The 13,544-nt window shown below is 71.0% G+C and carries 11 protein-coding genes; 6 read left to right on the plus strand and 5 right to left on the minus strand.

Annotated features, from left to right (window positions below):
• Window positions 1-40: 40 nt before the first annotated feature.
• Complete coding sequence (locus tag OOZ19_RS04925; protein WP_266088711.1) at window positions 41-790, minus strand: class I SAM-dependent methyltransferase; 750 nt, start codon at window positions 788-790, stop codon at window positions 41-43.
• Window positions 791-1,191: 401 nt separating this feature from the next.
• Window positions 1,192-1,959 carry a LysR family transcriptional regulator substrate-binding protein gene (locus OOZ19_RS04930; protein WP_266088713.1) on the minus strand — a complete coding sequence of 256 codons (768 nt, stop codon included), beginning with the start codon at window positions 1,957-1,959 and terminating at the stop codon, window positions 1,192-1,194.
• A gap of 60 nt (window positions 1,960-2,019) precedes the next feature.
• Here OOZ19_RS04930 and OOZ19_RS04935 point away from each other — a divergent pair, with 60 nt between their 5' ends.
• On the plus strand, window positions 2,020-2,412 hold the full coding sequence (locus OOZ19_RS04935; RefSeq protein WP_266088715.1) for a DUF5997 family protein: 393 nt from the start codon (window positions 2,020-2,022) through the stop codon (window positions 2,410-2,412).
• A 56-nt stretch (window positions 2,413-2,468) separates the two neighbouring features.
• On the opposite strand, the gene OOZ19_RS04940 is transcribed toward OOZ19_RS04935, so the two are convergent.
• Window positions 2,469-4,070 carry an aldehyde dehydrogenase (NADP(+)) gene (locus OOZ19_RS04940; protein WP_266088717.1) on the minus strand — a complete coding sequence of 534 codons (1,602 nt, stop codon included), beginning with the start codon at window positions 4,068-4,070 and terminating at the stop codon, window positions 2,469-2,471.
• A gap of 178 nt (window positions 4,071-4,248) precedes the next feature.
• Here OOZ19_RS04940 and OOZ19_RS04945 point away from each other — a divergent pair, with 178 nt between their 5' ends.
• The 5 genes from OOZ19_RS04945 (at window position 4,249) to OOZ19_RS04965 (ending at window position 12,201) form a co-directional block, all read left to right on the plus strand.
• The gene (locus OOZ19_RS04945) at window positions 4,249-5,124 is read left to right on the plus strand and encodes a LysR substrate-binding domain-containing protein (protein WP_266088719.1); all 876 of its coding nucleotides are present in this window, start codon (window positions 4,249-4,251) and stop codon (window positions 5,122-5,124) included.
• 167 nt (window positions 5,125-5,291) lie between these two features.
• A complete protein-coding gene (locus OOZ19_RS04950; protein ID WP_266088721.1) occupies window positions 5,292-6,050 on the plus strand; it encodes an HpcH/HpaI aldolase family protein in 759 nt (252 codons plus the stop codon).
• A 761-nt stretch (window positions 6,051-6,811) separates the two neighbouring features.
• The gene (locus OOZ19_RS04955) at window positions 6,812-8,908 is read left to right on the plus strand and encodes a hydantoinase/oxoprolinase family protein (protein ID WP_266088723.1); all 2,097 of its coding nucleotides are present in this window, start codon (window positions 6,812-6,814) and stop codon (window positions 8,906-8,908) included.
• Window positions 8,905-10,710, plus strand: a complete 1,806-nt coding sequence (locus OOZ19_RS04960) for a hydantoinase B/oxoprolinase family protein (RefSeq protein WP_266088725.1) — start codon at window positions 8,905-8,907, stop codon at window positions 10,708-10,710. The genes OOZ19_RS04955 and OOZ19_RS04960 overlap by 4 nt, the downstream gene beginning before the upstream one ends.
• Before the next feature lie 168 nt (window positions 10,711-10,878).
• The gene (locus OOZ19_RS04965; RefSeq protein WP_266088727.1) at window positions 10,879-12,201 is read left to right on the plus strand and encodes an amidase; all 1,323 of its coding nucleotides are present in this window, start codon (window positions 10,879-10,881) and stop codon (window positions 12,199-12,201) included.
• Window positions 12,202-12,250: 49 nt separating this feature from the next.
• Here OOZ19_RS04965 and OOZ19_RS04970 read toward each other — a convergent pair whose 3' ends face one another.
• Together OOZ19_RS04970 and OOZ19_RS04975 are read right to left on the minus strand one after the other, a co-directional pair.
• Window positions 12,251-13,141, minus strand: coding sequence for a universal stress protein (locus OOZ19_RS04970; RefSeq protein ID WP_266088729.1), 891 nt, complete (start codon window positions 13,139-13,141; stop codon window positions 12,251-12,253).
• A gap of 68 nt (window positions 13,142-13,209) precedes the next feature.
• Complete coding sequence (locus tag OOZ19_RS04975; RefSeq protein ID WP_266088731.1) at window positions 13,210-13,416, minus strand: hypothetical protein; 207 nt, start codon at window positions 13,414-13,416, stop codon at window positions 13,210-13,212.
• Window positions 13,417-13,544 lie beyond the last annotated feature (128 nt).

Here is a 13,544-nt window from a genome sequence, read left to right on the forward strand (position 1 = left end):
GGCGGGGCCGGCCGTCATCGACGGGATCCGAGATGCTCGCTCAGGCCGCAGCCGGTGCCTGCCAGACGGCGGCGGCCATCGCGACGGCCACCCCGTCGAAGAACTGCGCGCCCGGCAGCCACTCGGAGTACGCGGCCCGGAATTCCCGCGGCGTGGGCAGCGTGTTGAGCTCGCCGAGCTTGTGCCAGCTGGGGTGCAGGAAGAGGTTCAACACGTCCGTGGCCGCCGCGACATCGGCAGTGGCCCGGTACACCGCTTCGGCGTTCTGGAACGCGACGGGGACGTGCCAGTCCGCGTCCCGGCCCTTCCGGGCGTGCAGGTCGGTCTGCTGGGGTTCCAGGACGACCAGCCGTCCACCGGGCGCTACCAGCGAGCGCAGGTGCGGCAAGATCCCCTCGTAGGGGCGCATGTGGAACACGGCGCTGAAGGCGAAGACGACGTCGAACAGCCCGTCCCGCGCGGGGTCGACGTCGTGCGCGCTGCGCGTCTCGTAGCGGATGTTCGCGGCCTGCCGGGTCCGACGGGCGATGTCGATCAGGGCCGTGGACAGGTCGACACCGAGCACTTGCGCGTAGCGCTCCGCGAGCAGCGGGCTATGCCGCCCGGTGCCGCACCCCACGTCGAGGGCCCGGTCGCCACCGGGCAGGTGGGCGCCCAGCCATTCGCGGAACGGGCCCTCCGCCGCGATCATCCGAGTGGCCATCCGGTCGAAGTGCTCGGCCACGTCGTCGAACAGCGCGCCGACCTCGGCCGATCGCGCGGAAATGGATTCCTTGCCCGATGACTCCATGTCTCCGCACGATACCTGCGTCCGTCATTTCCATTCGGGTGAAATCGCAATTAATGGTTTTGCTGGGTATTTCGAAAATTCGCGTAGTGAATGTTGAATTCCTGCGAAGTGTTTCCGCCGATGTGCTCGGAGGAGGGGCGACCGGCGTGCTCTCGATCAGCCGGATCATCCGCAGCATCGGCGGCGCACTCGCCGGATTCCTGCTCACCGCCACTTCGGCAGAAGCATGCTCCCCGCTCAGGGCGGCTACCTCACCGCCGCCCTGTGAGCGCTGCCCCCGCTCGTGGCCAGCGCACTCATCATCGCTGCGAACCGACCTGCTCGAGCATCAACGACCCGCAACAGCTAGATCAGTCCGGAGACCTGAGAGCTCCGCGCGCCCGCGATTTCCGGTAGGAATGCTACGGCCGTCGGCGGGGCTTTCCCGGCTTTCCGGGTTTTCCATGCTTGCCGCCCCCGGAGTTCGGACGGGCCTTCCCCCGCGCGGGTTTGCGGGCGGGGGAGGGCTTCTTCCCGTCGCCGCCGGATCGTTCGCGCTTCGCCGGGGCCGGTTCCTGCCGTCGACCTCGGGTGCTGTTGACCGTGCGTCCGCGGACGACCCCGATGAACTCCTCCACGACGTCGGTGGTCTCCTCCTCCGGCCAGGACAGCGCGACGCGGGACTGCGGGGCGTCGGTCACCGGCCGGTAGGTGAGGTCCTTGCGGTGGTGCAACCGGGCCAGCGACTGCGGGACGACGAGCAACCCCACGCCCGCGGCCACCAGTTCGATGGCGGCTCCGGTGGTGGCGGGGCGTTCGACTGCGGGGAGCCCGGGCGGTCCTTCCCAGTCGAGGGCGTCGTCGAGCGGGTGCAGCACGATCTCGTCGGCGAGGTCCTCGGTGGAGATCTCCTCGGCCGTGGCGACCAGGTGGTCCTTCGGGACGACCACCACGGTCGTCTCGGTGTAGAGCGGGATCGCGTGCAGCCCCGAGCGGTCGGTCGGCAACCGCAGCAGGACCGCGTCGACTTCGCCGCGGCGCACCAGGTCCGCCGCGTCGGCGGCGGAGGTGTCCACGAGTTTCAGCGGGGTTTCCGGCATCCGCTCGTTCCAGATCCGCACCCACTTGCCGGGCGTCACCCCTGGGACGAACGCGAGTGCGAAGGACGAAGAGTCGACCGAGCCTGCCACCAGGCCAGGCTACCGGGCGTCATCGCAGGTACCGCGGGCCCGGTCGATACCCTGGACCCCATGACGTCGCAGAAGACCCCCCAAACGATGAAGCCCGCGACCGCGGCGAAGAAGCTGAACGTGTACCTCGAAGCCACCCCCGCGGAGTTCCAGGAGGGTGTCGTCTCGCGCGACGAGCTCAACGCCCTGCAGGCCGACCCGCCCGAGTGGCTGAGCGAGCTGCGCCACAACGGCCCCCACCCGCGCCAGGTGGTCGCGGCGAGGCTGGGCGTCTCCATCGGTGGTCTCGCCCGTGGTGGCATCACCGAACCGCTGACGACCGCGCAGATCGACTCGCTGAAGGCGGAGAGCCCCGAGTGGCTCGAGCAGGAGCGCGCCACCCAGGCCGACGTCCGCAAGGAGAACGCCCGCGCCAAGCAGAAGGCGGCGGAAGAGCGCGAGAACCGTTCCTGACGACGCCTCATCCGCACCTCGCACGAGGCGCGGATGAGGCCGTCCAGGCCGACAGGTCAGTGCTTGCCGAGTTCGCCGTCGACGCGGCGCCAGATGTTCTCCGGGTTGCCGTCGGCGAGCACGCCGGGCAGGAGTTCGGCAGGCACGTCCTGGTAGGCCACGGGCCGCACGAAGCGGTCGATGGCCAACGTCCCCACCGACGTCGTCCGGGAGTCCGATGTGGATGGGAACGGCCCGCCGTGCACCATGGCGTGGCCGACCTCGACGCCCGTGGGCCAGCCGTTGAACAGGATCCGCCCGGCCTTGCGCTCCAGCGCCGGCAGCAGCGCGCCCGCCTCGCCGGTGTCCTCGGCGGTGGCGTGCACGGTCGCGGTGAGCTGGCCTTCCAGCTCGGCGGCGACCCGGCGGAGCTGTTCGGTGTTGCGGCAGCGGATCACCAGCGAGGCCGAGCCGAACACCTCCTCGTCCAGTCCCTCGCCGTTGAGGAACGCCTCGGCGTCGGTGACCAGCAGTGCGGCCCGGCAGGACTGGGGCGCGTCGGATTCCTGACCGCGCGCCAGCACCGTCACCTCGCCCTTGCCGGCCAGCGCCTCGACCCCGGCCGCGTAGGAGCGGGCGATGCCGGGGGTGAGCATCGGGGTCGGCGCCGCCGCGGAGACCGCGTCGGCCGCGCTGTCCAGGAACGCGGTCAGGTCCGGGCCGTCGACCGCGACGACCAGCCCGGGGTTGGTGCAGAACTGCCCGGAGCCCATGGTCAGCGACCCGACGAACTCCCCGCCGAGCTCGGCTGCCCGCGCGGCGAGCGCACCGGGCAGCAGGAACACCGGGTTGATGCTGCTCATCTCCGCGTACACCGGGACCGGCTGGGGGCGGGACTGCGCGGCGGCGGTCAGCGCCAGTCCCGCACCGCGCGAACCGGTGAACCCCACGGCCTGGATCCGCGGATCCGTGACCAGCGCGGTGCCCAGGCCGGGGCCGCTGCCGTAGAGCAGCGAGAACGTGCCCGCAGGGAGCCCGCAGGACGCGACGGCGTCGCTGATCGCGCGCGCCACGAGCTCGCAGGTGCCGGGGTGCGCGTCGTGCGCCTTGACCACCACGGGGCAACCGGCGGCCAGCGCCGAGGCGGTGTCGCCGCCCGCGACGGAGAAGGCGAGCGGGAAGTTGCTGGCGCCGAACACGGCGACCGGGCCCAGCGGGATCTTGCGCTGGCGGATGTCGGCGCGCGGAGCGGGCGCCCGGTCGGGCAGTGCCGGGTCGATCCGGGCCCCGGTGAAGCTGCCTTCGCGCACGACCTTCGCGAACAGGCGCAGCTGCCCGGTGGTGCGCCCGCGTTCGCCGGTGGTGCGGGCCAGCGGCAGGCCGCTCTCGGCGTGCGCGCGAGCGGAGAGGGTCTCGCCGATCGCCTCGATGTTGTCGGCGATGGTCTCCAGGAACACCGCGCGCTGCTCGAACGTGGTGGCGCGGTAGGCCTCGAAGGCCGATTCCGCCGCCGCGCACGCGCGTTCGACCTCGGCCTGGCCGCCGTGCCCGTAGGCCGGTTCCAGCTCGGCCCCGGTTCCGGGGTCGACCGCGCGGATCTTCTCGCCCTCGCCGAACACCGGGGTGCCCGCGATCAGCATCCGCCCGGTGAGGTCGGTGGCGGTGTGGCCTGTGGTCATGCGGTGAATCCTCCTTGGTCCGGGCGGTTCGGCGGCGGTCGCGGGCGCACCGGCGAACCGGCGGCGCGCACAACTCGCCAGTCAGGACATTAGGATCCTCGATCGATGCGTGTCCAACTCCAATCGAGCATCGACCGATGCGGGAAGCGCATCGCGCACCAGGAGGCGGGTACCGCACATGTTCACGCTCAACCAGCTCGCCGGGTTCGTCGCGGTCGCCGAGGAACTGCACTACGGCCGGGCCGCCGCGCGGTTGCGCATGACCCAACCACCGCTGAGCCGCCAGATCCAGCTGCTGGAGCGTGACCTGCAGGTGCGGCTGTTCGACCGCAGCGGCCGTGCGGTGCGGCTCACGCCGGCGGGGCGGGCGTTCCTGCGCGATGCGCGCAGGTTGTTGCACGAGGCGGAGAACGCGACGCTGGCGGTGCGGCGGGTGCCCGGTGGCGAGGCCGGGGTGGTGCGCGTCGGGTTCACGGCGACTTCGGCGTACGGGATGCTCGGCGGCGTGCTGGAGACGGCGCGGGACCGGTTGCCGCACGTGGACGTGGTGCTGCGGGAACTGGTGACCCGGGAACAGCTCGACATGCTCTCCTCCGGCGCGCTGGACCTGGGCTTGGTCCGGCCGCCGATCACGCGCCCGGAGCTGGAGTCGCGCCGGCTGCTGGCGGAGCCGCTGCTGGCCGCGCTGCCCGCGCGCCACCCGCTGGCCGAGGCGGAGGAACCGTTGAGCCCGGCCGATTTCGACGCGGCGGACGTCGTCATGTACTCGCCGACGGAGGCGCGCTACTTCCACGAGCTGCTCGTGAGCGTGTTCCGCGAAGCCCACGTTTCGCCGCACTACACCCAGCACGTCAGCCAGGTGCACACGGTGCTCGCGCTGGTGAGGGCCGGGCTCGGCATCGCTTTGGTGCCGTCGACGGCGACGTTGCTGCGGTTCGACGGCGTGGTGCTGCGCCCGGTGGAGCTGCCGGATCCGGAGCCGGTGGAGCTGCACCTGGCGTGGCGCGGTGCCAACGACAATCCCGCGCTGAGCGCCCTGCTGGCGCTGCTGTGAGCCGAACGCGGGCGGCGAGGTGCGGCGACCAGTGAGGTCCATAGTGGACTGAAGTACTCCTTCTGGTGGAATTCGGCGTCGTGGAACCAGATCGGAGCAGTCCCGACCGGCGCGCCGGGTGCTTCAATCGATCGGCCAGTGCGGGAACGACGACGGGGAGGGGCCGCATGACCGCCGATTTCGTGCGCAAGATCCGCACCAGGGAGCCCGCGGTCGGGTACTGGGTGATGCTCGACGCCCCGCCCGCCACCGAGCGCCTCGCCAGGGCGGGCTACGACTACGTGTGCCTGGACGGGCAGCACGGGCTGCTCGGGTACCAGGGCATCCTCAACGGCCTCATCGCGATCGACGCCGCGGGCGGTGCCACCGGTGTCGTGCGGGTCGCTTCGCACGACCGGGCCGCGATCTGCCGCGCGCTGGACGCGGGCGCGCGCGGCATCATCGTGCCGCTGGTGGACGACGCCGAGCAGGCCGCCGCCGCGGTCGCGGCCACCCGCTACCCGCCGGGCGGCATCCGCTCGTACGGGCCGATGCGGTCGAGCCTGCGGATCGGCCCCGAGCCCGCGGAGGCCGACGCGAGCGTCGTCGTCCTCGCGATGATCGAGACACCGCTGGGATTGGCGAACGTCGAGTCGATCAGCGCCACTCCCGGCCTGGACGGGGTCTACATCGGTCCGGCGGACATGGCGCTGGCGGTGGGTGCGGCGTACCCGGGCGATCCGGCGGTCGCCGCCGAGTTCGACGCCGCGCTGGCCGCGGTCCGGGCCGCGGCCGACGCCGCCGGGATCGCCGTCGGCATCCACACGCCCGACGGGGCCACGGCGGCCCGGCGGCTGGCCGAAGGGTTCACCTTCGCCAGCGTGTCCTCGGATCTGGAACACCTGGAGCAGGTCGCCCGCGCGCACTTGGACGACGCGCTTCGCTGAGCATCAGACGTCAAACATCAGACAATTAGTTGGATCAGTGTCGCGCGGCTGATCTTCAGTCGAAGTGCGCGCTCGTCGAGCGCCTCGTGCCAGCGAGGCGGTGGTGGGTTCCGCGCCGGTGCGTCGGCGGCCGGTCGGGCCCGGCAAGATCGACTGCGAGTGGTCGCGGCCGTTTCCGTTCGGTCTGCGGGTTGTGGGCGCGATCCAGGTGCGACGCCTGGGGCCCTTTCGCGTCTCGGCGGGGCCGTCCGTGAAGGTTCTTGCGGTGGCCGGATGGCCGTTGCGGGGCGGTGTCGACGTCTCGGCTCGCTTCGGCGGTCGCGGCGGCGAAAAAATGTCCGACGTATTGATTCGCTGCTCCGTTCGCCGCATACTTCACGCCAACCCGGAGGTCGACGCCAGCCCCGTTCGGCGGCACGGCTCGATCCGCTCGGGGCGTCGATTCACAGGAGGTGCCGCTGTGGCCGTGCACTGTGGCCAGCCAGAGCGTTCGTGCGACCGCGTCGTCGCACGCGATCCTTCCGGCCACCGCCTCCCCGGCAGGGGAACCCGCGGCACGCGGCGTCGGACGAAGGACTCCTCCGGCACGGTCGTCGACCAGTGCCCCGCCAGCGGCGGTCCCGCTGAGCAGCGATCACCCCGGCAAGTCGCCCACCGCTGAGATCCGTCGCCCGGACCGCCACGCGCATCGCCCGAGGCGACGAGCTCGCACGGCGGTGGGCGGCGCACGACAGCGTCACCCGGCTAGGAGAGACCACGCAATGAAGCGCATCGGAGTGGACGTCGGTGGCACCTTCACCGACCTCATGTACTGGGACGAAGCGGGATCCGTGTCCGTGCACAAGATCCCGTCCACGCCCCAGGATCCGTCCCTGGCCACGGTGAACGGGGTTCAGCAGCTCGCCGACGCGGCCGGCATCTCGGTGAGCGACCTCGACCAGTTCCTGCACGGAACGACGGTCGCGACCAACATCGTGCTGGAGCACAACGGATCCGACATCGGACTGATCACCACCGAGGGCTTCCGGGACATCCTGCACATCGCCCGCAAGAAGCGTCCGCTGAACTACTCGTCCTACCAGGACCTGCCGTGGCAGAAGTGGCAGCTGGTGCGCCGGCGCAACCGCCGCGTGGTGCCGGAACGGATCAACGCCGCGGGCGAAGTGCTCGTGCCCCTCGATCTCGACGCGGTCCGCGAGCAGGTGCGGGAGCTCAAGAGCAGCGGCGTGCAGGCCATCGCGGTGTGCTTCCTGCACTCCTACCGCAATCCCGTCCACGAGCAGGCGGTGAAGCGGATCATCGAGCAGGAGTGCCCCGGGATGTTCGTCTCGCTCTCCAGCGAGGTCGCGCCGCAGTACCGGGAATACGAGCGGTTCTCCACGACCGCGCTCAACGCGTTCGTCGGCCCGCGGGTGTCCGGCTACATCGACAGCCTCGCCGAGACGACCCGCGAGGCCGGGGTGCGCGGCGACATCCGGCTGATGACCTCGGCGGGCGGGCTGATCTCCTCGCGGCTCGCGGCGGACAACCCGGTCCTGCTGCTCACCAGCGGGGTGGTCGCCGGGCTGCTCGGCGGCTGCGCGATCGGCGCCGCATCCGGGCATCCGAGCGTCATCACCCTCGACGTCGGGGGCACCTCGGCCGACATCGGCGTGGCCCCCGACGGCAAGCTGCGCATGAAGCACTTGCTGGACACCCGCATCGGCGACTACCACGCGATGGTGCCGATGGCCGAGGTCGACACGATCGGCGCGGGCGGCGGATCGATCGCGTTCGTCGACGCGGGCGGCATGTTCCGCGTCGGGCCGCGCAGCGCGGGCGCGACACCCGGACCTGCCTGCTACGCGCGAGGCGGCACCGAGCCCACCAGCACCGACGCGATGGTGGCGATGGGGTGGCTGCGCGCCGACAGCTTCCTGTCCGGCTCGATGTTCGTGGACCCGCAGCTGGCGACCAAGTCGATCGACGAGCACATCGCGCACAAGCTCGACACCTCCGTCGAGCAGGCCGCGATCGGGATCTTCCAGATCCTGGCGCACGCGATGACCGAGGCGATCAGCCTGCACTCGGTGCGCAAGGGCTACGACCCGCGGGACTTCTCGCTGGTCGCCGAGGGAGGGGCGGGGCCGCTCTACGCCTGGCACATCGCCGAGCAGCTGCGGGTGCCGCGCGTCATCGTGCCGCACCACCCGGGCATCGCCTCGGCGATGGGCCTGCTCAGCACCGACATCCGGGTGGAGACGCCCGCGACGGTGTGGACGTCGTCGACCGACCCGGACCTGGATCGGATCGCCGCGGAGTTCGACCGGCTCAGCACCCAGGCGGTGGAGCAGCTCGCCGGGGACGGACTCGACCCCTCGGAGATCGTGCTGGAGCGCAGCCTGGACTGCCGCTACATCGGGCAGGGCTACGAACTGCGCGTGCCCGCCCCGTCCGGGGAGGTCGACGCCGAATGGGTGGCCCGCACGGCGGAGGCGTTCCACGAGGTGCACGAGCGGACCTACTCCCAGCGGTTCGACGACAAGCCGGTGCACCTGGTCAACGTGCGGGTCGCCGCCGTCGGCAGGGTCGGCCACGTGCCGCTCGCCGACATCGAGGAGGGCGGTCCGGACGCGTCGGCCGCGGTGAAGGACACCACCGAGGCGCTGTTCTGGACCGCTGACAACCAGCCGAAGACCTTCGACACCCCCGTTTACGACCGCGCGCTGCTCAAGGCGGGCAACGTCTTCGCCGGACCGGCGATCGTCGAGCAGTTCGACTCCACGACCGTCGTCGGCCCGCAGCAGACGGCCACGATCGACCGGGTGGGTCACATCATCATCGAAACCGCCGTCAGCACCGAAGGAGGCCAGCGGTGACCGCGCTCGACCCCGCCGGCGTGTCGCTCGCCGGAGTCGCACCCCGCAACTTCACCACCGTCGACGTCGACCCGATCACCTTGCGGGTGATCGGCGGTGCGTTGAACAGCATCGCCAAGGAGATGGCGCAGATCCTCTACCGGATGGCGTACTCCAGCCTGATCCGGGAATCGGAGGACCTCGGCGCGGGCATCTTCGACGCGAACGGCAGGGAGCTGTGCGAGTCGGATTCCACGCCGATGCACTGCGGGTCGATCCCGGCCTACATCCGCGGCATCGACCGCAAGCTCGCGGGCACCTACCGGCCCGGCGACGTCATCCTGCACAACCACCCATACCACGGGGCGGCGCACTCGCCCGACTACGGGATCATGATCCCGATCTTCTTCGGCGGCGCGCACATCGGCTTCGCGGGCTGCACCGGCCACGTCTCCGACATCGGCGGGAACTTCCCCGGTCTGTGCATGGACGTCGTGGACGTCTGGGCCGAGGGCAAGCTGATGGACTCAATGAAGATCTACGACGCGGGCGTGCGCAACGAGGCGCTGATCCAGCACATCTTGGACAACGTGCGCACTCCCGAGCAGAACGCCGGTGACCTCGAAGCGCTCATCGCCTGCTCCCGGCTGGGGGAGAAGCGGTTCCTCGAACTGCTCGACCGCTACGGGCTCGACGTCGTGATGTCGGCCGCGGACAAGTGGATGGACTACTCGGAGGACATGCTGCGCCGCAAGATCCGGGAGATCCCGGACGGCGAGTACGAAGCCCCGGTGTCCTATTTGGACGACGACGGCAAGAACCGGGACGTGCCGTTGAAGGTCGCGGTGCGGGTGAAGGTCGAGGACGACGACGTCGTGGTCGACCTCACCGGGTCCAACGGGCAGGTGCCGACCGCGTTCAACGTGCCGTTCGAGGGCTCGGTGCTGCCGACCGTGGCCTCCGCGGTGCGCACGCTGCTGCTCGACGAGGCGCTGACCGAGGAGTTCGTCCCGCAGAACGACGGCTGCTTCCGCCCCGCGAAGGCGTACGCGCCGGAGGGCACGCTGTTCAACCCGAATTTCCCCGCGTCCTGCTTCGCGCGGTTCTCCCAGATCAACCGGATCTTCGACTCGATCAACCTCGCGTTGTCCGACGTGCTCCCGGACCGGGCGGTCGCGGGTTCGTCGGCGGCGCTGTGCGCCATCGCCTACTCGGGGCTGGCCGCGGACGGCAAGTCGTACTGGGTCTACATCGAGATCAACGAGGGGTCCTACGGCGGGCGCAACGGCAAGGACGGCATGGACTGCGTCGATTCGCTGATGGCCAACACCCGCAACAACCCGATCGAGGAGCTGGAGCTCAACCACGCGATGCTCGCGGAGCGCTACGAGCTGCGCGACGAACCGCCGGCTCCGGGGCGCTACCGCGGCGGGATCGGCAGCGTGCGCAAGTGGAAGATGCTCACCGACACGTTCATCGGGTCGGAGGCCGACAACCGCAACGACCCGCCCAAGGGGCTCGAAGGCGGCCACGCGGGCCGCGCCGGATCGTTCACCCGCAACGCGGGCACCGACCGCGAGGAGCCCATGTACTCGAAGGTCACCCAGGAGAAGTGCGCAGCGGGCGACACGCTGGAGATCAAACTGCCGTCCGGCGGCGGGTACGGCGATCCGTTCGAGCGCGACGCCGCGACCGTGCTGGAAGACGTCCTCGACGACTTCGTCTCGGTCGACGATGCGCGGACCCACTACGGGGTGGCGATCGACCTGGCGGCCTCGGCGGTGGACGAGGCGGCGACGGCTCGACTGCGTTCCGCGCGCTGACGAGGTCGTCGCGGGGCGAGCCGCTCAGCGGCGGGACCTCGGCGGTTCCGCCGCTGAACGGCCGCTCTGCGAGGAGAACCATCCCCCCGGCACGTCCGAGCCGGGGGAGGACCAGCCGGTGGGCGGGGTGCGTTCACCGCCCACCGGCGTCATCGTGAGGAGAGCTCAGTGACGTCGATCCGAGACCTCGTCGAGGCGCGGCTCGCACTCGCCGGGACCAAGGACTCCGCGCTGCACGCGCTGATCAGCACGCTCGACGAGCAGGCGCTGCGCGACGCGGACCGGCTCGACGAGGCGACCGGCCCGCGCGGCTCGCTGCACGGGCTGCCGGTGACCCTCAAGGACAACATCGACGTCGCCGGGGTGGTCAGCACAGCCGGTTCTGCCCATCACAGCAGCGCTCCGGCGGTGACCGACGCGACCGCGACCCGCCTGCTGCGAGAGGCGGGCGCGGTCGTCGTGGCGAAGAACAACATGGCCGAGTTCGCGATGGGCGTCGTCGGCCGCAACGACACCTTCGGCGATTGCCGCAACGCGTGGGACCACGCGCGGATCTCGGGCGGTTCCAGCAGCGGTTCCGCGGTCGCCGTGGCAGCCGGGATGTGCGCCGCCTCGCTGGGGACCGACACCGGAGGTTCGGGGCGCGTCCCGGCCGCGGTCAACGGGATCGTCGGTGTCCGCCCCACCCTGGGACGGGTCTCGAACGCGGGTGTGTTCCCGGTCAGCTCGTCCTTCGACGTCGTGTCGCCGATGGCGGTGGACGTGCGCACCGCGGCGGCGGTGCTCGCCGCGCTGGACGAGTGGGATCCGGCGGACCCGACGTCGGTGAACGCCGAGCGCATCCCCGTGGAGTCCGCGCTCGCGGGCGCAGCGGGCGAACTGCGCGTCGGCGTGCCCGCGAACACCTTCTTCGACGACGTCGAACCGGGAGTGGCGAGCGTGCTGCGGTCCGCGTTGGACGCGCTGCGCGAGGTGTGGGGCGAGCCGCGGCGGGTGGCGGTCCCGGACGTCGAGATCGCGCAGCGGCAGATGCTCGACATGATGTACCCGGAGGCGGCCGAGGTGCACGAGGAACGCGTGCGGCTGCGCCCGGAGACTCTCGATCCCGATGTGCTGCGCCGGATCCGGCTCGGGCACGAGGTCCCGCCGCGGCGCGCTCAGGAGGCCCGGCGGTGGCGCGGTGGGTTCCAGCGTCGGGTGGACGACGTGTTCGCCGAGGTCGACGTGATCGCGACGCCGACGATCCCGGTGGACGTGCCGCGGCGCGACGCGGTCGACCTCGCGGATTCCACCAGGAGCATCGCCCGGTTCACCTACGTCTGGTCGATGTACGGCGGGCCGTCGATCAGCGTTCCCTGCGGGCGCCACCCGGATTCGGGCATGCCGGTCGGGATCCAGCTGACCGCCGCGCGCTGGCAGGACCACCTCGCGCTGCGCGCGGCGCTCGCGGTGGAGGAGGTGTCGAACTTCGCGGGCGGTGCCGCGACATGAGCACGAGTGCTCGTGCGCTCAGCGCTGGCCGCGACCAGCTGATCGGCTTCTAGTCGTTCGCGCTGCGCACGATGAGGATCGGGCAGGGCGCGTGGTGGATCAGCGCTTGGCTCGTCGAGCCCAGCAGCATGCCGGTGAATCCGCCGCGGCCCCGCGCCCCGACGACCACGAGCCGCGCCTGCTCGGCGTGGCGCAGCAGTTCCGCCGCCGCCGACCCGCGGGTGACGTGCTGGTGCACCTCGACGTCCGGATACCGCTCGCCCCAGCCGCCCAGCAGTTCGGACAGCAGGCGTTGCTCACCAGCCTGGATCTCGTCGGCCGCCAGTCCTACGCGCATCCGCCGCACGTCGACGCCCACCAGGTTCCAGGCGTGCACGACGTGCAGCGGGGCTTCGTATCCGGCCGCGGCGTCGAACCCGTGCGCGAGCAGGCGCTCGTCCTGCTTCGAGCCGTCGAGTCCCACGACCACCGGTCCGTGCGCCGAGTCCTGCTCATGCCCGTTTCGCGCTCGCACCACGGCGATGGAGCCGTGCGCGTGCGCGGCGACGGACACGGCGACCGAGCCCGCGAGGAGCCCGGTGAATCCGCCGAGCCCGCGATCGCCGACCACCACCAGGCCTGCCCGGCGCGACTGCTCGATCAGCACCGACGTCGGAGTTCCGGGCAGTGAGGCGGTCTCCACCGCGATCTCCGGGCTTTCCCGCCGGGCGGCTTCGGCGGCCTCGGCCAGCGACTTCTCCACGTCGGCGCGGACCACTTCCGGCGGCGCTTGCGCCTTGCGCAGGCCGGGGATCGCGGGCGCGGCGAACACGTCGCCGTAGACGATCCGCAGCCCTGTCCGCCTGCGCGCGGCTTCCCCTGCCGCCCAGCGAACGGCTCTCCGCGCGGTCCCGGATCCATCGATGCCGACCACCACCGGCTCGGTCTGCGCCTCGTTCATCTCGTCCCCCCGCGTGTCCTCGTGGTATCCGACTGTGCAGGAGGTTCGGCGCACCGGCTACCGGGTGCTCAGAGCGTGATCGTGCACCGGAGCATGCCGTCCTCGTCGCGGTTGGTGCCCGGGTTCTCGCGCAGCACCCGCAAGGTGGCCTCGTCGAGGCGCTGGAAGCCGAGGAACTCCAGAACCGCCCCGCTGGTGCGGTACACGGCAGCCCAGCCGTGCGTGTCGTCGCAGGTCAACTGGTAAGTGAGGGCTGGTGGAGCCAAGGTCGTCACAGCAAGTCCTCCTGTTGTGAATACGCAACGTGGTGATCGAGTGCAGAGAGTATCCCCATTCAGAAGACTGCTCCATTCGGGGTATCGATAGCGGACTGTTCGGTCGAGTCGGAGATCTGGGCATCAGT

It is taken from the genome of Saccharopolyspora sp. NFXS83, from assembly GCF_026241095.1.
Lineage (GTDB): Bacteria > Actinomycetota > Actinomycetes > Mycobacteriales > Pseudonocardiaceae > Saccharopolyspora_C.